Origin of the sequence: Halomonas sp. KM-1, from assembly GCF_000246875.1 — a bacterium.
Lineage (GTDB): Bacteria > Pseudomonadota > Gammaproteobacteria > Pseudomonadales > Halomonadaceae > Halomonas > Halomonas aerodenitrificans.
This window is the reverse complement of the sequence record NZ_BAEU01000131.1, coordinates 1-19,997: the sequence shown is the minus strand read 5'-3', so window position 1 is coordinate 19,997 and position 19,997 is coordinate 1. Positions and strand designations below refer to the sequence as shown.

General features: G+C 62.8%; 17 protein-coding genes. 12 read left to right on the top strand and 5 right to left on the bottom strand.

Annotated elements, in window-relative coordinates:
* The first annotated feature begins 141 nt into the window (after positions 1 to 141).
* From serC to rpsA, 5 genes are all read left to right on the top strand, one after another.
* Positions 142 to 1,227, top strand: a complete 1,086-nt coding sequence (gene serC / locus B8115_RS15850; RefSeq protein ID WP_010628808.1) for a 3-phosphoserine/phosphohydroxythreonine transaminase — start codon at positions 142 to 144, stop codon at positions 1,225 to 1,227.
* A gap of 3 nt (positions 1,228 to 1,230) precedes the next feature.
* Complete coding sequence (pheA, locus tag B8115_RS15845; protein ID WP_010628807.1) at positions 1,231 to 2,322, top strand: prephenate dehydratase; 1,092 nt, start codon at positions 1,231 to 1,233, stop codon at positions 2,320 to 2,322.
* Positions 2,323 to 2,351: 29 nt separating this feature from the next.
* Positions 2,352 to 4,628 (top strand): bifunctional prephenate dehydrogenase/3-phosphoshikimate 1-carboxyvinyltransferase, encoded by a 2,277-nt coding sequence (locus B8115_RS15840; protein ID WP_010628806.1) that lies wholly within the window; start codon positions 2,352 to 2,354, stop codon positions 4,626 to 4,628.
* A complete protein-coding gene (cmk, locus tag B8115_RS15835; RefSeq protein WP_010628805.1) occupies positions 4,625 to 5,314 on the top strand; it encodes a (d)CMP kinase in 690 nt (229 codons plus the stop codon). The genes B8115_RS15840 and cmk overlap by 4 nt, the downstream gene beginning before the upstream one ends.
* A gap of 178 nt (positions 5,315 to 5,492) precedes the next feature.
* A complete protein-coding gene (gene rpsA, locus B8115_RS15830) occupies positions 5,493 to 7,169 on the top strand; it encodes a 30S ribosomal protein S1 (RefSeq protein WP_010628804.1) in 1,677 nt (558 codons plus the stop codon).
* A 109-nt stretch (positions 7,170 to 7,278) separates the two neighbouring features.
* Here rpsA and B8115_RS15825 read toward each other — a convergent pair whose 3' ends face one another.
* A complete protein-coding gene (locus tag B8115_RS15825) occupies positions 7,279 to 8,118 on the bottom strand; it encodes a helix-turn-helix domain-containing protein (protein WP_158409656.1) in 840 nt (279 codons plus the stop codon).
* Positions 8,119 to 8,541: 423 nt separating this feature from the next.
* Between B8115_RS15825 and B8115_RS15820 the strand changes: the two genes are divergently transcribed.
* Together B8115_RS15820 and B8115_RS15815 are read left to right on the top strand one after the other, a co-directional pair.
* Positions 8,542 to 9,765 carry a collagen-like triple helix repeat-containing protein gene (locus B8115_RS15820; protein ID WP_010628802.1) on the top strand — a complete coding sequence of 408 codons (1,224 nt, stop codon included), beginning with the start codon at positions 8,542 to 8,544 and terminating at the stop codon, positions 9,763 to 9,765.
* A 117-nt stretch (positions 9,766 to 9,882) separates the two neighbouring features.
* On the top strand, positions 9,883 to 11,619 hold the full coding sequence (locus B8115_RS15815) for a ShlB/FhaC/HecB family hemolysin secretion/activation protein (protein WP_083861866.1): 1,737 nt from the start codon (positions 9,883 to 9,885) through the stop codon (positions 11,617 to 11,619).
* A 53-nt stretch (positions 11,620 to 11,672) separates the two neighbouring features.
* On the opposite strand, the gene rimO is transcribed toward B8115_RS15815, so the two are convergent.
* Positions 11,673 to 13,034, bottom strand: a complete 1,362-nt coding sequence (gene rimO, locus B8115_RS15810; RefSeq protein ID WP_010628800.1) for a 30S ribosomal protein S12 methylthiotransferase RimO — start codon at positions 13,032 to 13,034, stop codon at positions 11,673 to 11,675.
* A 150-nt stretch (positions 13,035 to 13,184) separates the two neighbouring features.
* On the opposite strand from rimO, the gene B8115_RS15805 reads away from it, so the two are divergent.
* From B8115_RS15805 to B8115_RS15800, 3 genes are all read left to right on the top strand, one after another.
* Entirely contained in the window at positions 13,185 to 13,595 is a 411-nt protein-coding gene (locus B8115_RS15805; protein WP_010628799.1) for an SRPBCC family protein, read from the top strand.
* A gap of 109 nt (positions 13,596 to 13,704) precedes the next feature.
* Positions 13,705 to 13,890 carry a hypothetical protein gene (locus tag B8115_RS23400; RefSeq protein WP_141638629.1) on the top strand — a complete coding sequence of 62 codons (186 nt, stop codon included), beginning with the start codon at positions 13,705 to 13,707 and terminating at the stop codon, positions 13,888 to 13,890.
* Between the two features lie 91 nt (positions 13,891 to 13,981).
* A complete protein-coding gene (locus B8115_RS15800) occupies positions 13,982 to 14,656 on the top strand; it encodes a TVP38/TMEM64 family protein (RefSeq protein WP_010628798.1) in 675 nt (224 codons plus the stop codon).
* Positions 14,657 to 14,680: 24 nt separating this feature from the next.
* Here B8115_RS15800 and B8115_RS15795 read toward each other — a convergent pair whose 3' ends face one another.
* Both B8115_RS15795 and B8115_RS15790 read right to left on the bottom strand, forming a co-directional pair.
* On the bottom strand, positions 14,681 to 15,469 hold the full coding sequence (locus B8115_RS15795) for a universal stress protein (RefSeq protein WP_010628797.1): 789 nt from the start codon (positions 15,467 to 15,469) through the stop codon (positions 14,681 to 14,683).
* Positions 15,459 to 17,939 (bottom strand): Lon protease family protein, encoded by a 2,481-nt coding sequence (locus B8115_RS15790; protein ID WP_010628796.1) that lies wholly within the window; start codon positions 17,937 to 17,939, stop codon positions 15,459 to 15,461. The genes B8115_RS15795 and B8115_RS15790 overlap by 11 nt, the downstream gene beginning before the upstream one ends.
* 170 nt (positions 17,940 to 18,109) lie before the next feature.
* Here B8115_RS15790 and B8115_RS15785 point away from each other — a divergent pair, with 170 nt between their 5' ends.
* Entirely contained in the window at positions 18,110 to 18,715 is a 606-nt protein-coding gene (locus B8115_RS15785) for a 2-hydroxychromene-2-carboxylate isomerase (protein WP_010628795.1), read from the top strand.
* Between the two features lie 65 nt (positions 18,716 to 18,780).
* Entirely contained in the window at positions 18,781 to 19,524 is a 744-nt protein-coding gene (locus B8115_RS15780; protein ID WP_010628794.1) for a tellurite resistance TerB family protein, read from the top strand.
* A 31-nt stretch (positions 19,525 to 19,555) separates the two neighbouring features.
* Here B8115_RS15780 and B8115_RS15775 read toward each other — a convergent pair.
* Positions 19,556 to 19,997: transporter associated domain-containing protein (locus tag B8115_RS15775; protein ID WP_010628793.1), on the bottom strand; the 442-nt coding region annotated here is incomplete at its 5' end.

Below are 19,997 nucleotides of genomic sequence, written 5' to 3'. Positions count from 1 at the left end.
CGGTGCAGGATGCAAGAGCGCCGCAGGCAAAAATAGCGCCCAGGGATGGGTTCACAGCGCCCTCGCGAGACTTCTCGACGGAGCAGCTCATCGCGTGTCGGTTCAGTAACCATGCTTGAGCTGAGACGGAACACCACGCTGATGACACGCCACTATAATTTCTGCGCCGGTCCCGCGGCGCTGCCCACCCCGGTGCTGGAACGCGCAAGGGAAGAGCTGCTCGACTACCAGGGCCGTGGGCTCTCGGTCATGGAGATGAGCCACCGCTCGCCCGCGTTCGTCGCCATCGCCGAGCAGGCCGAGGCCGACCTGCGCGAACTGCTCGCCGTGCCCGAGAACTACAAGGTGCTGTTCCTGCAGGGCGGCGCCAGCCTGCAGTTCTCCATGGTACCGATGAACCTGCTGGGGCAGGGCGGCACCGCCAACTTCCTGTATACCGGCATCTGGGGCAAGAAGGCGCTGGCGGAAGCCAAGCAGTTGGGCTTCGCCGTGCACACGGCCGGTTCCAGCGAGCCCAGCGGGCACAGTGAAGTGCCGACCCAGGCCGACATCGCGCTCTCCGCCGATGCCGCCTACCTGCACTACACCGCCAACGAGACCATTGGCGGGCTGGAGTTCGATTACATTCCCGACGTCGGCGTGCCGCTGGTGTGCGACTACTCCTCCAGCATCCTGGCCGAACCGCTCGACGTGTCGCGCTTCGGCGTGATCTACGCCGGGGCGCAGAAGAACATCGGTCCCGCCGGGCTCACCCTGGTGCTGGTGCGCGACGACCTGCTCGACCGGCGCTGCCCGCGCATTCCCAGCCTGTTCGACTACCAGGCCATGGCCGAAGCGGGTTCCATGGTCAATACGCCGCCCACCTACGCCTGGTATCTGGCGGGGCTGGTGTTCCAGTGGCTCAAGCACGACATCGGCGGGCTCGAGGCCATGGCGACGATCAACGCGAGCAAGGCGGCCAAGCTCTACGCGGCCATCGACGCCAGCGGCTTCTATTCCAACCCCATCGCGCCGCGTAACCGCTCGCGCATGAACGTGCCCTTCGTACTGGCCGACGCCAGCCTCGACAAGACGTTCCTGGCCGAAGCCGAACAAGCCGGGCTGCTCAACCTCGCGGGCCATCGCAGCGTCGGCGGCATGCGGGCAAGCCTCTACAACGCCGTACCCGAAGCGGCCGTCGATACCTTGATCGACTTCATGACCGACTTCGAGCAACGCAGGGGATAAGCCATGACCGATACCCCCAACAATCTCGACACGCTGCGCCAGCGCATCGACGAGATCGACAACGACATCCTGCGCCTGATCAGCGCCCGCGCCGAGTGTGCCAAGCAGGTCGCCGAGGTCAAGACCAAGAGCGACAAGGGCGCCGTGTTCTACCGCCCCGAGCGTGAGGCCCAGGTTCTACGGCGGATCATGGAGCTCAACCAGGGGCCGCTCAACAGCGAAGAGATGGCGCGGCTGTTCCGCGAGATCATGTCCGCCTGCCTGGCGCTGGAACAGCCCACCAAGGTGGCTTATCTCGGCCCGGAGGGTACCTTTACTCAGCAGGCCGCCCTCAAGCACTTCGGTGCCAGCGCGGTGAGCATGCCGATGGCGGCCATCGACGAAGTCTTCCGCGAAGTGGAGGCCGGCGCCGTCAACTACGGCGTGGTGCCGGTGGAGAACTCCACCGAAGGCGTGGTCAGCCACACCCTCGATTCGTTCATGGACTCCTCGATCCGCATCTGTGGCGAGGTGGTGCTGCGCATTCACCACCATCTGCTGGTGGCCGACACCACCTTGCGCGACAAGGTCTCGCGGGTCTACTCCCATCCGCAGTCGCTGGCGCAGTGCCGCAAGTGGCTCGACGCTCACTATCCGCGGGCCGAGCGGGTGCCGGTGTCGTCCAACGCCGAAGCGGCCAAGATGATCAAGGGCGAGTGGCACAGCGCGGCGATAGCCGGCGACATGGCGGCCAAGCTCTACGGTCTGGAGAAGGTTGCCGAGAAGATCGAGGATCGCCCCGACAACTCCACGCGCTTCCTGATCATCGGCAGCCAGCACGTGCCGATGTCGGGCGAGGACAAGACCTCCATCGTGGTGGCCATGCGCAACCAGCCCGGCGCACTGCACGAACTGCTTGAACCCTTCCATCGTCACTCCATCGACCTCACTCGTCTGGAGACACGGCCCTCGCGAACCGGCGTGTGGAACTACGTATTCTTCATCGACTTCAAGGGTCACGTGGACGAACCGCGTGTCGCCGCGGTGCTCGAGGAAGTGCGTCTGCGCGCCTCCGAGCTCAAGGTGCTCGGCTCCTACCCCGTAGGCGTGCTGTAAGCGTGGTGGAGCGTAACAACCCGAGCGTAATGCCGAACGAAGCACGGATCCTGATCGTCGGCCTGGGGCTGATCGGCGGCTCGCTGGCCGCCGCGCTTCGCTCCGCCGGCTTCCAGGGTGTCATCCACTCGTGCGATCCGGATGCCGGCGAAATCGCACGCGGCATCGAGATGGGACTGATCGACCACGGCGACACCCGGCTCGCGTCGCTGGTGGAAGGCGCCACCCTGATCGTACTGGCGGTGCCGGTACTGGCCATGCGCAGCGTGATGCAGGAGCTCGCCGACCTGCTGCCACGCGAGGCGCTGAGCGGCACCGCGCCACGAGTGGTCATCACCGACGTCGGCAGCACCAAGGCGGCGGTGCGCGACTGCGCACTGGCAGCCTTCGGCGAGCTGCCGGCGGGGCTGGTGCTGGGGCATCCCATCGCCGGCTCGGAGAAGAGCGGCGTGGCGGCTTCGAACCCGCAGCTCTACGTCAGACACAAGGTGATCCTCACCCCGACCCGAGAAACCGCCCCGGCCGCCGTGGCCCGGGTGCAGACGCTGTGGCGTGCCTGCGGCGCCGAAGTGCTGGAGATGGACGTGGAGCGCCACGACCAGGTGCTGGCGCGCACCAGCCACCTGCCGCACCTGCTCGCCTTCTCGCTGGTAGACACCCTGGCGCGCCAGGACGAACGGCTGGAGATCTTTCGCTACGCCGCCGGCGGCTTTCGCGACTTCACCCGCATCGCCGGCAGCGACCCGGTCATGTGGCGCGACATCTTCACCGCCAACCGCGACGCCGTGCTGGCCTCCCTCGACGACTTCGAGGCCGGTCTGGGGCGGCTGCGCCAGGCCGTGGAAGCGGGCGACGGTGATGCTATGCTCTCCATCTTCGACCGTGCCAGCCATGCACGACACTACTTCGACTCTCTCCTGAACCAGACCAGTTATCAGGTGGAATACCAGATGCAACAACAAGGCAAGCTCACCTTCCGGGCCGCGCCCGGTGGCCGCGTGGCCGGGCGCATTCGCGTACCGGGCGACAAGTCGATCTCCCATCGCTCGATCATGCTGGGCGCCCTGGCCGAAGGCGTGACCGAAGTGAAGGGCTTTCTGGAAGGGGAAGACAGCCTCGCCACCCTGCAGGCGTTCCGCGAGATGGGCGTGGCCATCGAAGGGCCGCACCAAGGGCGCGTTACCGTGCACGGCGTCGGCATGCACGGGCTCAAGGCGCCGGCCGGGCCGCTCTACGTAGGCAACGCCGGTACCGCCATGCGCCTGTTCGCCGGGCTGCTGGCGGGCCAGGCCTTCGACACCGAACTGATCGGCGACGCCTCGCTGACCAAGCGCCCCATGGGTCGCGTGGCCGACCCGCTGCGTGTGATGGGTGCGAAGATCGACACCGCCGAAGGCGGGCGTCCGCCGCTGAAGATACACGGTGGACAGAAGCTCAAGGGCATCAACTACGACATGCCCATGGCCAGCGCCCAGGTGAAGTCGTGCCTGCTGCTCGCCGGGCTCTATGCCGAAGGCGAGACCCGCGTGCGCGAGCCGGCGCCCACCCGCGACCACACCGAGCGCATGCTGGCCGGCTTCGGCTATGAGGTACACCGCGAGGGCGACACCTGCTGGCTCAACGGTGGCGGCAAGCTCACCGCAGCCCCCATCGACGTGCCCTCAGACATCTCCTCGGCTACCTTTTTCCTGGTGGCGGCGGCGATCACCCCGGGTTCCAACCTGATTCTCGAGCACGTAGGCATCAACCCCACGCGCATCGGCGTGATCAACATCCTCAAGCTGATGGGCGCCGACCTGCACCTCACCAATGAGCGCGAGGTGGGCGGCGAGCCGGTGGCCGATCTGCACATCCGCTACGCGCCGCTCAAGGGTATCGACATTCCCCTCGATCAGGTGCCGCTGGCCATCGACGAGTTCCCGGCGCTGTTCGTCGCCGCCGCCTGCGCCACCGGCACCACGCGCCTGCGCGGCGCCGAGGAGCTGCGGGTCAAGGAGTCCGACCGCATTCAGGCCATGGCCGACGGTCTGGCGACCCTGGGCGTCGAGCACACCGTGCTCGAGGATGGTATCGACATCGTCGGCGCCGGCGAGCGTGAAGTCGCCTACGGTGGCGGGCGCATCGACAGCCTGGGCGACCACCGCATCGCCATGTCGTTCGTGGTGGCCTCGCTGCGGGCCGGCGAGGAGATCGTCATCGACGACTGCGCCAACGTGGCCACCTCGTTCCCCGGCTTCACCGAGCTGGCGCGAACGGTCGGCATGCACGTCGAAGAAGAGGCCGGGAATGTAGAGGAAAGAGCATGAGCGAAACGGCCAAGGTGCTGACCCTCGATGGACCCGGTGGCGCCGGCAAGGGCACCATCAGCCGTCTGGTCGCCGAGCGCCTGGGCTGGCATCTGCTCGACAGCGGCGCGCTGTACCGGCTGACCGCGCTGGCGGCCCAGCGCCACGGCGTGGCGCTGGATGACGAGGCCGTGCTGGAACGGGTGGCCGCCGGTCTCGACGTGGTGTTCGTCGCCGAGGCGGAGAGCACCCGCGTGCTGCTCGAAGGCGATGACGTCAGCCGTGAGATCCGCACCGAGCAGGTGGGCGACGCCGCTTCTCAGGTAGCGGCGTTGAATGGCGTGCGTCAGGCGCTGCTGCAGCGTCAGCGCGACTTCCGTCAGGCCCCCGGCCTGGTGGCCGACGGTCGCGACATGGGCACCGTGGTTTTCCCCGACGCCGAGCTGAAGGTTTTCCTCACTGCGAGCCCTGAGGAACGGGCGCGCAGGCGCCACCTTCAGTTGCAGGAGGCGGGGGTCAGTGCTAGTCTATCGAGTCTTTTGAAGGAAATTCAGGCACGCGATGCACGCGACATGCAGCGCAGCGTGGCTCCACTCAAGCCGGCCGATGACGCCATAACGCTTGATACCACGAGCCTGAGTATACCGGAAGTGGTGGAACGGTTGACGGAGTGGCTGGCCCAGCGTGGCCTCGCCCCCGATACTTGATCTCCCTTGCGGCGCCCTCGAACGGATGTCATGGCATGGTCGGGCACTAAATTCTTGCAAGCCCGGCCAGGTCCAACCAGCGCTAACATCCTCGGGGGTTTGGTAAATAAGGCCCGCACTCGCTGGTGGTGCGGAGAAGGCGGCAACGCCTCAACACCGTTGATCACGTAGGAAAATCATGAGCGAAAGCTTTGCTGAACTGTTTGAACAGTCACTGCAGGACATCAACATGGAGCCGGGCGCCATCGTCACGGCTACCGTCGTCGACATCGAAGGTGACTGGGTCACCGTCAATGCCGGCCTGAAGTCTGAAGGGCAGATTCCCGCGGCGCAGTTCCGCGACGATAACGGCGAGCTCACCATCGCCGTCGGCGACGAAGTCAGCGTTGCCCTGGAAGCCGTCGAAGACGGTTTCGGCGAGACCCGTCTGTCTCGCGAGAAGGCCAAGCGCGCCGAGGCGTGGAAGATTCTGGAAGCGGCCTTCGAGAAAGAAGAAATCGTCAAGGGCGTGATCAACGGCAAGGTCAAGGGCGGCTTCACCGTCGACATCGACTCCATCCGTGCATTCCTCCCGGGTTCCCTGGTCGACGTGCGTCCGGTGCGCGACACCACGCATCTCGAGCACAAGGAACTCGACTTCAAGGTCATCAAGCTCGACCCGAAGCGCAACAACGTTGTCGTTTCCCGCCGCGCCGTGCTCGAAGCCGAGAACAGCGCCGAGCGTGAAGCGCTGCTCGCCACCCTGCAGGAAGGCCAGCAGATCGTCGGTATCGTCAAGAACCTCACCGACTACGGCGCCTTCGTCGACCTGGGCGGCGTCGATGGCCTGCTGCACATCACCGACATGGCTTGGAAGCGCATCAAGCATCCGAGCGAAATCGTTGCCGTGGGCGACGAGATCAACGTCAAGGTGCTGAAGTTCGACCGCGAGCGCAACCGCGTCTCCCTGGGTCTGAAGCAGCTGGGCGAAGATCCGTGGGTCAGCATCACTGAGCGTTACCCCGAGGGTACCGTCGTTCAGGCCCGCGTCACCAACCTCACCGACTACGGCTGCTTCGCCGAGCTGGAAGAGGGTGTCGAAGGTCTGGTTCACGTCTCCGAAATGGACTGGACCAACAAGAACATCCACCCGTCCAAGGTCGTCAACATCGGCGACGAAGTGGATGTCATGATCCTCGACATCGACGAAGAGCGTCGTCGTATCTCCCTGGGTATCAAGCAGTGCACCGCTAACCCGTGGGAAACCTTCAACGCCCAGTACAACAAGGGCGACCGCGTGTCCGGTACCATCAAGTCGATCACCGACTTCGGTATCTTCATCGGTCTGGAAGGCGGTATCGACGGTCTGGTTCACCTCTCCGACCTCTCCTGGTCCGAGACTGGCGAAGAAGCCGTGCGCCGCTTCAAGAAGGGCGACGAAGCCGAAGCCGTCATCCTCTCCATCGACCCGGAGCGTGAGCGCATTTCGCTTGGCATCAAGCAGCTCGACTCCGACCCGGTGGCCGAGTACCTGGCTGTCAACGACAAGGGCTCCATCGTCTCTGGTCGTGTGATCGAAGTCGACGCCAAGGAAGCCCACGTCGAGCTGGCCACTGACGTCGTTGCCGTGCTCAAGGCATCCGAAATCAGCGCCGACCGCGTCGAAGACGCGCGCAACGTGCTGAGCGAAGGCGACACCGTCGAAGCCCGCATCGTCAACGTCGATCGCAAGAACCGTGCGATCAACCTGTCGATCAAGGCCAAGGATCAGGACGACACTCGTCAGAACCTGAAGAAACTGCGCGAGCAGGAAGTCGAGAGCGGTGGCCCGACCACCATCGGCGACCTGATCAAGCAGCAGATGGGTCAGGACTGATCGTCCTCGGGCTCCGTTCGCGGAGCCCGATGAGCCAAGGCTCAATCAAGAACGCCGCCCCTCCGTCAAAGACGGGGCGGCGTTCTTGTTTCTGCAGGCTGCCATCAGGTCAATGCAAAAGCGGTATGGTCAGTGTACCGGAACCGCAGCAGCCATCCGCAGCGTCGAACAGTACGCTGGTCGCGTTGCCATCGATGCTCTCCCCATGCTGCGGTAGCCACACCAACGTCAAGTATGTTCTCAAATGTTCTATGTCAGTAGGTTTATCGAAGCGTGCCGTAACCGCGCGCTTGCTTTCTATCTGGATGCGGTGAAAAAAGCGTTCTGTTGGCAGAGAGTACGGATGCATGGCACGGTAGCCAAGATCCGTTCTGAGGCGCTCGCCAGGGGTGATGTCAGGGTCGTCGTGATAGATCCAGGCGGGCTGGATAAGCGATCGATGTTGGCTAGCCAGCTGGGTCCGGCGCGTATAGTGCAGCCAGGTATGCTGCTGGGCTTTGAGATCGAGCTTGCCATAGTGGCGAGCCAGGTAAAGCTCATACTTGGCGTTCTTGGCGATGCGAGGACGGCAGGAATCAAAGACGTCCTGACGAAGTCTGGAAATCGCAACTTGTTGGTAATGTTCAAATTGTTGGCGGAACGTGCGCGGGCTGCTGCCATGCTTGTGGCGAAATGCACGGGTAAAAACCGGGTGGCTCGAGTATCCGCACTGAATGGCGATTTCTATGATCGGCAAGCGCGTACGTGCTAATAGCATGGCGGCACGCTCCAGGCGCAGGAGATCGCGATAACGGCCTGGGCTATAGCCGAAATGGTTCGTGAACAGACGCCTCAAATGAGACTCCGAATAGCCGAGATAATCGGCAAGGTGGCGCATAGACACCCGGTGTGATGCTTTGTCACTCAGCCAGATCTCGGCAGACCGCACAGCCGGCGAGATGCAGTTCACTTGGCTAACTCCCTGTAAGTCCAAGGTCTTCGTAAAAATAAGCGAGTGGCTTATATCGCCCATCCATGCCCCGCACGAACGACTGGTGGGCGGGTGAGCGAAAGTGCAAAGTTACTAATCATTTTTTACCTAAAATCTCATTATTGCAAAATATTTCGCATGCGAATCTTTCTTTAAGGAGGAGCTATCTGGTGTACGGGATTCTCTAGCGTAAGAGATTGACTACAACACGTAGGAAGAGCCCATTAATGTAATCAAGTGTAACGATTGAGGGTGGGTGCTCGATTGCAGAGGTATGGCGTTGCCCACGACAGTCTGGAGGAACTGTCGGGGTTGAGATGCACTTACCGCTTGGCGTCGATCTCGCCTAAGCGGCAATGACAACAATCATGTCCTGACGACCAAGGAAGAAAGGAGACAAAAATGATGGTTGCAATGAATCGGTTGTTACCGTTGGCGGCCCTGACAACGGCCATCCTGCTGGCAGGTTGCAGTGGCACTTCGTCCAGCTCACAGCCACTTGGCAATGCTACTGGCTCGGGGAGCCCGGGGGGCAGTAATGGTGGTACGGGCGGGGTGGGCGATGGTAGTGGCGGCGGCTCCGGGCTCGAGCGAATTGCACAGAGTACATCGGAGGCATCCGGTGGGCTGGGAGATACTATCGCCACCGTAGGAGATGCCGTCACTCAACTTGATGCGCCGCTGGTTGGAGCCATTACCGATGGTGGCGGCAACGTTGTCATTCATTTGGGGGATGGCGTTAACACCCTGGCAGACGGTATCGGAGCTGGCCTCGGCGATATTTCTGAAAACGACAATGCCTTGGGCACTACCCTGGCAGGCGTGACTGGCGCCGTTGGCCACACTGGGCAAGCGGTATCGGCTGCTGGCACCACCGTCGAGGCTCTCAACACGCTGCCGGTATTCCTGCAGGTCGATGAAGCCACCGGGTTGCTTACCGGTCTCGGTGGTACCGTCGAGGAGCTAGGAGGCACGGTAACCGCTACAGCGGATGCGCTGACATTGTCGTTGACCGATGAGAATGCTCATCTCGCCGGGTTGACGACGGAGCTGACCGCAGTCGTGAGGCCGCTTGTCGTCGATCTTGGAGGGATCACTCAAAACTTGGGAGATGCCCTGGTCGTCGGTCCGCCGGCCAGTAACTTGCTGCAGGAAGTCGGCGGTGTAGTGGTAATGCTGGGCGATGATCTGGCAAGTGGTGATGCGCTACTGGCAGGTGTCGGTACGACGGTTACCGGAGCTGGCCAGCTGATAGTGGACACTGGAGGCCTGTTATCAGCCAACAATAACATCGAAGGTGGCCTGCTGCGGACAGGCCCGTTGAGTAATACAGCTAACGAAGGGAATTTGCTTGGTGGCAATACAGGGCTGCTTGGTGGTGCTCAGAAGGGCAGTCTTCTCGCTGGCGACTCAGGGCTGATCGGCGGTGTCACCGGTACCGTCGATGGCCTGACCGGTAGCTTGCTTGGTGGCAGTCAAAGCGGCGGCCTTCTCGGTGGCGACAAAGGTCTGCTTGGCGGTGTCACCGGTACCGTCGATGGCCTGACCGGTAGTCTACTTGCCGAGGGCGATGGCAGGAAGAAAGGGGGCGGGCTGCTGGGTGGCCTGCTGGGAAGCTCCCGCTAACCGCAATGGTGGGGTCCAGGCATGCAGCGCAGTGGTCGCTGCGTGCCTGTGCACAGTAAGCCGATAACACGAGTAATCACCACGTCTTACCCTTGGATTCTTGCCGCAGGGATTGCTATGCCGTCGACACGCTCCAATAGAGTGTTGCCGTTTTATGCCGGTCTTATCTTGCTTTCGTGGGGGCCTTTCCATCTCGGCCAGTCTCATGCCAGTGACCTTCCTGCGCTGATCGATGATCGACAGCCAACGCTCTCGCCTCCCTTGCAGGAAGTCAGAGAGCAACAGCTACGCAGCACGACGCGCGTCGAGCTGCCAGTCAGCCCAGGCGAACTCGACCGCGATATGCGCATTCCGGTCGAACACGTCAACATCGTCGGCGGCTCGGTTTTCGATCTCGAGTCGCTGGCCGTAGACCTTGTGCCGATGGTGGGCCATGAGGTCAGGCTTGGCGATCTGATCGATGCCGTTGAAGCCATTACCAAGCGCTATCAGAAAGCCGACTATCCTCTCTCCTACGCCTACCTGCCGACCAATAATTTCGTGGATGGAACCGTCACGGTGGTGGTGGTCGAGGGGCATATCGTGCGTAATGAAATTCTCATCACCAATGCCGCGGTGGCAGCCCGTGTCGAACGGCTGGCGAATCGGATGCATGGCGAACGACCGCTGACGCGCGCCACTTTCGAGCGTTATACCGCGCTGATCGATCGGATCCCCGGGGCGCAGTTGGCGATCAGCGCGCCGGTACCCAGAACACCCTCGGGGGGAACGACCTTGAGGGTCGAGGAGCGTGATACCCGTCGTATTCAGGCTGGCCTGTCGGTTGACGGTGGTAATGAGGACGATTTCCTGGTGCTGGGTAACCTGAGCCTCCAGGCCAATACCCCATACGGCGAGAAGCTCTCTTTCGCTGCGTTGATGCCGGTGGATAATGACAATGAATTCTATGCCGTGGAGTACCAGCAGCAGCTAGGTAGCGATGGTCTGCGCATTACGCTCGGGGCGAACCGCTTCGATACGAGCGATAACGAGCCTTTGCTGCTGTTAGGCCAAGAGCTGGACGTGCATGAAAGCAAGGTGCGTAACCGTTTCCGTGCCGCTGCGGATTATCCGCTGCTACTGAGGCGTACGCGTCTCTGGGAGGTGGGTATGGCGGTGGATCATCACAACGAGAGAGCCGATTATGACATCCGCCTCGATGGAGAGCTGCTACGGCATACACGGCAGGACTTGCGCTATTCCGCTATCGAGCTCAACACCACCTACCGCATAGGAGATGAGCAGCGTCTGCTGGAAATCCGTGGAGACCTGCGTCAAGGCGTTGATCTTGGTGCCAATCGCAACGAAATTCATGCCGAAGAGCAGCTTGTTGCAAGCGATGAGAGCCTGCACTTCACTCGTTCAGGAGTGCAGGCGCGCTGGGCCGAGCAGCTGACACCCAACTGGCGTCTGAGTACGCGTCTTGCGGGATTCTGGTCGGATGACAGGTTACCGATGGCGGAGCGCGGCAACTATGGGGGCAGCCGCTTCGGTCGTGCTTATCCGGATGGCCAAGCCGAGGGCGACAAAGGCTATGCCGGTGAGGTCGAACTACGTTACTTGCACAGCTTGAAAGGGAAAGCCTGGCTTACCCGCATCGAGCCCTATGTGCTGGTTGACGCGGCGCGTACCGAATTCAACCAGCACGATATCCAGAGTGAACTGATCTCAGCAGTTGGCGGTGTCGAGCTGAGCAACTTGGCAAACTATCGGCTTGGGGTAGAGTACGCCCACCCCATGGGGGATCGTGACCAGGAGAGCGGCCGGCGCAGCGGGCGAATCAACGCCCGCATTACCTGGCAGTTCGGTGGCTGAGTCTGACACGATGCTTCCCGTACGACGGGGGTGGACGACTATCAAGTGCCTAATCAGGCACTATAGAAATCCATGAATTTGACCGGCTGACTCTCCTCGATCACCTCGGCCCAGAGATCGTACTCGTCGGCGTTGGTGACGCGAGCGCGCACCACGTCGCCGGGGCGCAGGGTGCGCTTGGATTCCAGGAATACCATGCCGTCGATCTCGGGGGCATCCGCTTCGCTGCGGCCAATGGGGCCATCCTCGTCGACCTCGTCCACCAGCACCTCGATTTCGCGGCCGATCTTGCGCTCCAGGCGAGCGGCGGAGATCAGCTGCTGGTGGGCCATGAAGCGCTCCCAGCGCTCCTGCTTGACCTCGTCCGGCACCGGTTCCAGACCCAGCTCGTTGGCGGGTGCGCCATCCACCGGGGAGTACTGGAAGCACCCCACGCGGTCGAGCTGCGCTTCGCTCAGCCAGTCGAGCAGGTACTGGAAGTCCTCTTCCGTCTCGCCGGGGAAGCCGACGATGAAGGTGGAGCGAATGGTCAGCTCGGGACAGATCTCACGCCAGCGCTTGATACGAGCCAGGGTCTTGTCCTCGAAGGCGGGGCGTTTCATCGCCTTGAGTACCTTGGGGCTGGCGTGCTGGAAGGGGATGTCCAGGTAGGGCAGGATCTTGCCCGCGGCCATCAGCGGGATCAGCTCGTCCACGTGGGGGTAGGGGTACACGTAGTGCAGCCGCACGCGAATGCCCAGCTCGGAGAGCGCCTCACACAGCTCGGTGAGGCGTGTCTTGACCTCGCGGCCGCGCCACTCGCTCGGTGCATAGCGCAGGTCCAGGCCGTAGGCGCTGGTGTCCTGGGAGATCACCAGCAGCTCCTTCACGCCGGCCTTGGCCAGACCCTCGGCCTCGCGCAGCACATCGCCCACCGGGCGGCTCACCAGCTTGCCGCGCATGGAAGGGATGATGCAGAAGCTACAGCTGTGGTTGCAGCCCTCGGAAATCTTCAGGTAAGCATAGTGGCGCGGGGTGAGCTTCACGCCCTGGGCCGGCACCAGGTCGATGTGCGGGTCGTGCTGATGGCGGTGCGGGGCAGCCTCGTGCACGGCACCTACTACACGCTCGTACTGCTGCGGGCCGGTCACGGCCAACACGCTGGGATGAACGTCGCGAATCGCCGCCTCGTCCACGCCCATGCAGCCGGTGACGATCACCTTGCCGTTCTCGGCAATCGCCTCGCCGATGGCATCCAGCGACTCGGCCTTGGCGCTGTCGATGAAGCCGCAGGTATTGACCACCACCACGTCGGCGTCGTCATAGCTGGGTACGATCTCGTAGCCGTCGGTACGCAGCTGGGTCAGGATGCGCTCGGAATCTACCAGCGCCTTGGGGCAGCCCAGTGAGACGAAACCGACCTTGGGTGTGGACATTACTAAACCTCTTGGATAAAGCTGGACTATCGCAACTAGCATGACATCTTTGCCAGGACATCTTCGCGATAGCCGCTGTAGGGCAGGGGGGAGTACCCTGCAATGTGAAGGTGAAGCATTTTAGCGTCGAAGTGCAGCATAGGGAACCGCATGGCCACCATCGAACACAGTGCAATTCTCCCGGCGCCACCGGAGCGGGTCTTCGCCCTGCTCGAGCGGGTCGAGGATTTCGTCGACTATTCCGATCTGATCAAACGCATCGAGCCCCTCGGCGGCCAGCGTTACCGCTGGCACGTGCACGCAGTGGGCATGGATTGGACCTTCGACGTGGCTATCACCGAGAACCGCCCCCCCGAGGTACTGGCATGGCAATCGGTGGAAGGGGTGCACAACGAGGGCTGCTATCGTCTCAACCCGGTGGAAGCGGGCACCGAGGTATCCTTCACGCTCACCTACACACTGCGCAATCGCCTGGTCGAGAAGGCCGTGACCAAGGCCGCCAAACCGCTCGTCAGCAAGGTCAGCCGGCAGATCCTCGAGCGGGTGGAAGAGCGGCTGTAGGCTCGCGCAGGCCTTTTGCATAAATGTTAGGTGGCTATCTTTTTCTTTTTCCGGAGTAGGACTACACTCGTCTTGACGAGGCCCCGTCGGCCTCAGCGAGGAAACCAGCGTGAGCGTTATCAAGGGGTTTATGTGGTGCCTGGCGGTGCTGTTCGCCCAACTCGGGCTGCTGCGCTATATCGACCTGCGGGTTGCCACCATGCAGCGGCTGCAGGAGCCACCTTTGGAGCCGGTCGAGGGTTCGGTAGCACCTGAGCTGGCGACACACGAGAAGCAGGGCGAGCTCGACGCTTAAAACCGCCGTATAACTGCCAGGACGGCCGGCTGGAAGTGACCTATTGAAGTGAGCATGGCACCATTGGCGCAAACCGAATGGAAGCTAGCCGATGCCGAACGACTCGTCACTCCGCCGCCGCTGGCGCTTGGTTGCCGTGGGGGCCAGTGCCACCATGGCTGCCTATGTCTGGTTTTGGCACTCACCGGATCTCACCGCCGTACGGCACTGGGTCGAGCAGACCTCTCACCATCCTCTGGTAGTCATCGGTGTCATGCTGACCATGGCCGTCACACTGGCCGTAGGCCTGCCCGGCAGTATAGGCCTGTGGCTCATTGCACCTTTCTACCCGCCCCACATTGCCACGCCGATGCTCATCCTCGGCAGTGTCAGTGGCGCACTGGGCGCGTACTACCTGGCGGCTCGGGTCGGCAAACGCTGGAACCCGGAAGGCCTGACCCGCAAGATCATGGAAATGCTCACCAAGCGCGGCGACCTGCTTACCCAGTGTGCGCTGCGAGTGCTGCCCGGTTTCCCTCACTCGGTTATCAACTACGCCGCAGGGCTCTGCCGTTTGCCACTTTCCACCTTCGTCATGGCCGCGGCCCTGGGGCTGGGCATCAAGTGGGCGGTGTACGCCAGCGCCATTCACAGCGGCCTGCAGGCCGTCTCCCGGGGAGACGACTTCATCAGCCTCGATCTCGTTCTGCCGCTCATCGCTCTGGCTCTGCTACTGCTCATCGGTGCCTGGATGAGGAGGCGGGTCGAAGAGAACAAGGAGATCTAGCAGCCTGACGGAATTGACAGGCTGCTAGGGCACGATAAGTAGCGGCAGCGGCACCCTCGCAATCACCTCCGGGTCCTCGTTCAGCAGGCTCTCCAGTTCGCTGCGGTGAAGCAGCAGACCGCCGGCATCGGCACGTGCCAGCGCTCGCTCCAGCTCGTGGGCGTGGCTAACGGGCAGCGGGGTGCCACCCTCGAACAGTGCCGCCAGCCACTCCGCCATGGCCGGCGGCGCTTCGCTTTCTCCGGCTACAGGTTTCAGCCAGCGCAGCGGCCCGCGCTTGAAGGGGTGGCGTTCATCCCACAGCAGCACCGTGCATGGCGCTTCCAGAATCAAGCGGCGACTGGTGGAACCCAGCCGGGTACCCCAGCGCTCCGTCGTGCCGGCCTTGCCCAGCACCAGCACGTCCTCCGGTGCGGCCATGGTCAGCGCGGCCGAGGCCACCTGCCCACGGGTGATCTCAAGACGATGACGCAGGCTTCTTCCGGCTACGGCACCGGCAAGTGCTTGATGCACCCGCTGCAGCTGGCGAGCAATGCTGGTTTCCAGCGAGTCGTGGGTGAGCGGGCGCGACAAGCCCGACTGGGCGCCGATCTCGCAGGAAAAGGGGAAGGCCGCACAGCTCAGCAGATCCATGTCCTCCACATAGAGCGCGACCAGTTCGGCGTGTCGCAGGCTGGCCAGGTCCACCGCGGCGGTAAGCGCCGCCAGGCTGTGGCGGGAAGCATCGAGCAGGGCGAGAACCCTGGCCGCTTCCAGGGCCGTGCCGTTTTCGCTTACCTGCCTGCCATGGGGAAGCGCATCCTCAGTGGCCATCGTCGGGCTCCTCACTCTCTGGATCGCCTTCCTTGTCTCCGTTCTCATCCTCGATCTTGCTACCATTCTTGCTCTTGTCAGTGGCATTTTCGTGAGCGGAATTCTCGTCACTGGCAGCGCGTTTCTTCACCACTCGATGGAAGGCCTCGAGCCGTTCGACCACCTTGCCATTCAGGCTCTCGGCAGGATAGTGCTCTTCTTCGTCACGTTCGCCAGGGGGCATGCCGGTGAGCAGTTCCAGCGCCTCGTCCAGCGTTTCGATGGCGTAGATATGGAAGTCACCGGAAGCGACGGCATCGCGCACCGCTTGCTTGAGCATCAATTGCTCCACGTTGGTGGCGGGCAGCAACACGCCGTGGCCTTTCACGCCGCCGCGTGACTGGCAGATATCGAAGAAGCCCTCGATCTTCTCGTTGACCCCACCCACGGCCTGTACCCGCCCGTGCTGGTCGATGGAGCCGGTGACGGCAAAGCGCTGCTCGATCCCCACCCGGGCGATGGCCGAGATCAGCACGCACGCCTCGGCCACCGAGGCGCTGTCGCCCTCGATGCCGCCGTAAGATTGCTCGAAGGCCAGGCTGGCCGATAGCGACAGCGGCGCATCCGGCGCATAGCGGCTGGCCAGGCAGCGCGACAGAATCATCACCGCCTTGGAGTGAATGCGTCCGCCCAGGCGTGCCTCGCGCTCGATATCCACCACGTGGCCAGGGCCGGGGCGCGCCGTGGCCGTGATCCGCGTAGGCTGGCCGAAGGCGTAGTCGCCCAGGCTCATCACCGAAAGCCCGTTTACCTGGCCGATCACCGAGCCCTCGAGCTGGATCGCCACGGTACCGCGAGCAATCGCCTCGTGGCTGCGCTCGTGAATGCGGCTGGCCCGCCACAGCTGCTGCTCCACCGCCTTGTCGACATGGGCGCGGGAGATCACCTGGGCGCCGTCACGCTCTGCCCAGTGGTCGGCTTCCTCCAGCAGATCGCTCAGGGCACGATGACGTGCGGTCAGCTTGGTCTGGTCGTCGGCCAGGCGGCTGGCACGTTCGATCACCGCCGCCACACCGCTGCGATCCAGAGGGCGAAGGGCAGACTCCCGCGCCAGGGTGGCCACCATGCGGGCATAGAGCGGCTGGTTGCCATGGTTACGATCCAGCTCGTCTTCCAGGTCCGCCTGCACCTTGAACAGCTCCAGGAAGTCGGGGTCGTTCTCGCACAGCAGGTAATAGAACAGGCGCTCGCCGAGCAGCACCACCTTGAGGTCGAGCGGTACCGGTTCGGGCTCGAGCGTCGTGGTGCTGATCAGACCGTAGGCCTGCTCCAGCGACTCGGTGCGGATCTCCCCGGCGCGCAGCACGCGCTTCAGGGTTTCCCAGGCGCCGGCGTGCATCAGCAGCGCGCGTACGTCGACCACCAGATAGCCGCCGTTGGCCCGATGCAGGCCACCGGCACGAATCAGCGAATAATCCGTGACCAGTGTGCCGTTGTGTACGTGATGCTCGATGCGTCCCACCAGGTGCTGATGCGTAGGCAGGTCGAGATACACCACGGGAGCGCCATCGCAGTTGGTGTTGTCGACGATCAGGTTGATGTGGAAGCGGCTGAAGATCGCCTCCGGCGGAATGTCCGGCTCTTCGGCAACGAACGCATCCACGTGCAGCACCATCGCATCGCGCAGCGCCGTAAGGTGGTTCAGGATACCGTCGTGGTCGGCATAGCGCTCATCCAGTTCGGCCAGTGGGGCGTCGATGGCGGTTTGCAGCATCTCCTGATTGAGCGCCGTGATCTGTTCGCGCAGCTGCTTGGCCAGGCGCGGCATCTGGCGAATGGCCTGGGAAAGCTTCTTCTGCAGCACCTGAACCGTGCCTTCGATGCGCTCTCGCTCGTCGCGTGGAAGCTGCTCGAACTCTTCCGGCGACATCATCTTGTCGTTGGTGGCGGCCGGCGCGAAGGTGAAGCCGTTGGGCGTCGAGAGCAGCAGGATGTCGTGCTCGCGGGCCTCGCGGCGTACGCCCTCCACCGCATCCCGCTGGCGCTCGCCCATGGCCTGTTTCAGCTCGTGCAGGCGGTTCTGGTACTCGTCGCCCTCGAACACCGCAGGAATGGCGGTGCGCAGCTCCTCGACCAGTTGCTCGATGTCGGCGCGTAGTACGCGGCCCATGCCGGTAGGCAACAGCAGATGCAGCGGCTGGGAAGGCTCCTCGAAATTGTAGCGGTAGGCGATGTCCGGAGGCGTAGGCTCATCGTGAGAGCGTTCGGCAAGAAAACGCCCCACCAACTGATGCTTGCCGTGGCCTGGGTGGCCCAGCACATAGAGGTTGAACCCTTCGCTGCGCATGGAGGTGCCGAAGTCCAGCGCATCGCGGGCGCGGGCATGGCCGCTCAGCATGTCCAGCGACTCCAGCTCGCTGGTCACCTCGAAATCGAAGGCATCCTCGGGGCAGGCGCGGTATACCTGGGTGACGTTCAGGGGCTTGAGCACAGGATTTCTCCTTTCCTAATACACTTCAGTATGGAGAAGCTGAACGAAAAGTGCATGATGCGGGTCAAGTACTGGCTGAGCGAAGCGGGGCGAGCGAAGAAGGGCCAACGAAAGGAGCTTGCACTCAGGCGCCAGTCAGCCGAGGCTGTAACGAAACACGAGGAGCCGCCATGACGTTCACCTTCTGGTTCGAATTTGCCAGCACCTACTCCTATCCGGCTGCGATGAAGCTCGAGCATCTGGCGGCCGAGCGCGACATCGAGGTGCACTGGCAGCCGTTCCTGCTGGGGCCGATCTTCCAGGCCCAGGGCTGGAACGACACTCCCTTCAAGCTGTTCCCGGCTAAGGGACGTTACATGTGGCGTGACATCGAACGCCTGTGCGAGCGCGATGGCATCCGCTTCCACCAACCCTCGCAGTTTCCGCGCAGCGGCCTGCTACCGGCACGCATCGTCAACTGGCACGCCCAGGAGCCCTGGGTGCCGGCCTTCGTGCGCAGCGTGTACCGCGCCAACTTCGAGCACGACCAGGACATTTCCGATCCCGCGGTCATCGCCAACTGCCTGGTCGAGGTCAATCTCGACGCCGAGGTGCTGCTGAAGCAGAGCCAGCGACCCGAGGTCAAGGAATCGCTACGCAAGGCCACCGAGCGGGCTCAGGAGCTGGGCATATTCGGCGCACCGTTCTTCATGGCCGGCGACGAGCCCTTCTGGGGCTACGACCGCATGGAACAGGCGCTCGACTGGTACGAAGCGCGTATGGATGACGAAGAGTGAACCCATTGTCCAATCGATCCACACTGCCGTAGCGCGGCAGTGTGGATCCCCTTAGGGATTAAGCCATGAACGCCAGTAAGATCTTGCAGCAACTCATGCAGCAAGCCGGTGGCCAGAGCGGTAACAAAAGCAGTGGTGGTGTAGATGTCAAAGGTATGCTCGAAGGTCTGTCTCGTCAGTTGGGAGGCAGTTCATCGGGCCAGGGTTCCGCCGCTGACAGCGGCCTGAATCTGGATATGAAGAGCCTGCTGGGTGGCGGAGCTCTGGGGCTGCTGGTCGGCTCCAAACGTGGGCGCAAGCTCGGCGGCAAGGCAATGAAATACGGCGCCGTTGCCGCGGTGGGGATGCTGGCTTGGAAAGCCTGGCAGAACTCGCAAGGGGCCAAGGGAGCGGCTGGCCAGTCGGCTGGCAGCAGTGCCGAGGGCAAGCCAGTCGAAGCGCTTGAAGGCGAGTACCAGGAGCGTCGCAGCCTCGAGCTGCTTCAGGCCATGATCATGGCCGCGCGCGCCGACGGCCATATCGATGCCCAGGAGCGCGAACTCCTTGCCCAGCAGATCGATGCGCTAGGTGCCGACGACGAGCTCCATCGCTGGGTCGAGCGCCAGCTCACTGCCCCGCTGGATGCCGAGGCGCTGGCGCGCCAGGCCGACTCGCCCCAAGCCGCGCGCGAGATGTATCTCATCAGCGTAGCGGTGGTCGACGAACAGAACCCCATGGAACGCGCCTGGCTCGATCAACTGGCCACTGCGCTGAAGCTCCAGCCTGAGTTGACCGCTGAGCTGGAGCGTCAGGCCAAGCAGGCGGGATAGGGTAACTGGGACGTCTTCGTACTTCGCCAGCTCAAGAGGGAGACGAAGGCGTTTCGCCCATGGTGGGGATTTTCTGAACGAGCAATTTATCGATTCTTCGTCCATCCATGTCGATGACCTCGATCCGCCAGTCGTCGACAGAGACGTGCTCGCCCACCTTCGGCATTACCGCACCCCGTTGCAGAACGAGGCCAGCTACAGTCTCATAGTCGTGATCGTCTTCTAGCGTTATGCCGATGTGGTCGGCAAACTCATCGACAGGCATCCAGCCGGCAACCAGCAGGGAGCCGTCTGCTCGCTCGACCAGCTTGGGTTCATCCAGCTCTATCTCATCGAAGCCACCCGTAATGGCATCGAGAATGTCCATAGGCGTGATAACGCCCTCGAAATGGCCGTACTCATCGTAGACGAGCAGCATTTGTGCAGGTGCTGTCTTGAGTTGCTCAATTACTTGGATTGCTGGGAGTGCATCA

Excerpts from the sequence above, each read along its gene's own strand:
- cmk (WP_010628805.1), top strand. The coding sequence starts at position 4,625 with ATGAGCGAAACGGCCAAGGTGCTGACCCTCGATGGACCCGGTGGCGCC.
- serC (WP_010628808.1), top strand. The coding sequence starts at position 142 with ATGACACGCCACTATAATTTCTGCGCCGGTCCCGCGGCGCTGCCCACC.
- rpsA (WP_010628804.1), top strand. The coding sequence starts at position 5,493 with ATGAGCGAAAGCTTTGCTGAACTGTTTGAACAGTCACTGCAGGACATC.
- B8115_RS15785 (WP_010628795.1), top strand. The coding sequence starts at position 18,110 with ATGACGTTCACCTTCTGGTTCGAATTTGCCAGCACCTACTCCTATCCG.
- B8115_RS15820 (WP_010628802.1), top strand. The coding sequence starts at position 8,542 with ATGATGGTTGCAATGAATCGGTTGTTACCGTTGGCGGCCCTGACAACG.
- rimO (WP_010628800.1), bottom strand. The coding sequence starts at position 13,034 with ATGTCCACACCCAAGGTCGGTTTCGTCTCACTGGGCTGCCCCAAGGCG.
- pheA (WP_010628807.1), top strand. The coding sequence starts at position 1,231 with ATGACCGATACCCCCAACAATCTCGACACGCTGCGCCAGCGCATCGAC.
- B8115_RS15780 (WP_010628794.1), top strand. The coding sequence starts at position 18,781 with ATGAACGCCAGTAAGATCTTGCAGCAACTCATGCAGCAAGCCGGTGGC.
- B8115_RS15800 (WP_010628798.1), top strand. The coding sequence starts at position 13,982 with ATGCCGAACGACTCGTCACTCCGCCGCCGCTGGCGCTTGGTTGCCGTG.
- B8115_RS15805 (WP_010628799.1), top strand. The coding sequence starts at position 13,185 with ATGGCCACCATCGAACACAGTGCAATTCTCCCGGCGCCACCGGAGCGG.
- B8115_RS15815 (WP_083861866.1), top strand. The coding sequence starts at position 9,883 with ATGCCGTCGACACGCTCCAATAGAGTGTTGCCGTTTTATGCCGGTCTT.
- B8115_RS15840 (WP_010628806.1), top strand. The coding sequence starts at position 2,352 with ATGCCGAACGAAGCACGGATCCTGATCGTCGGCCTGGGGCTGATCGGC.
- B8115_RS15795 (WP_010628797.1), bottom strand. The coding sequence starts at position 15,469 with ATGGCCACTGAGGATGCGCTTCCCCATGGCAGGCAGGTAAGCGAAAAC.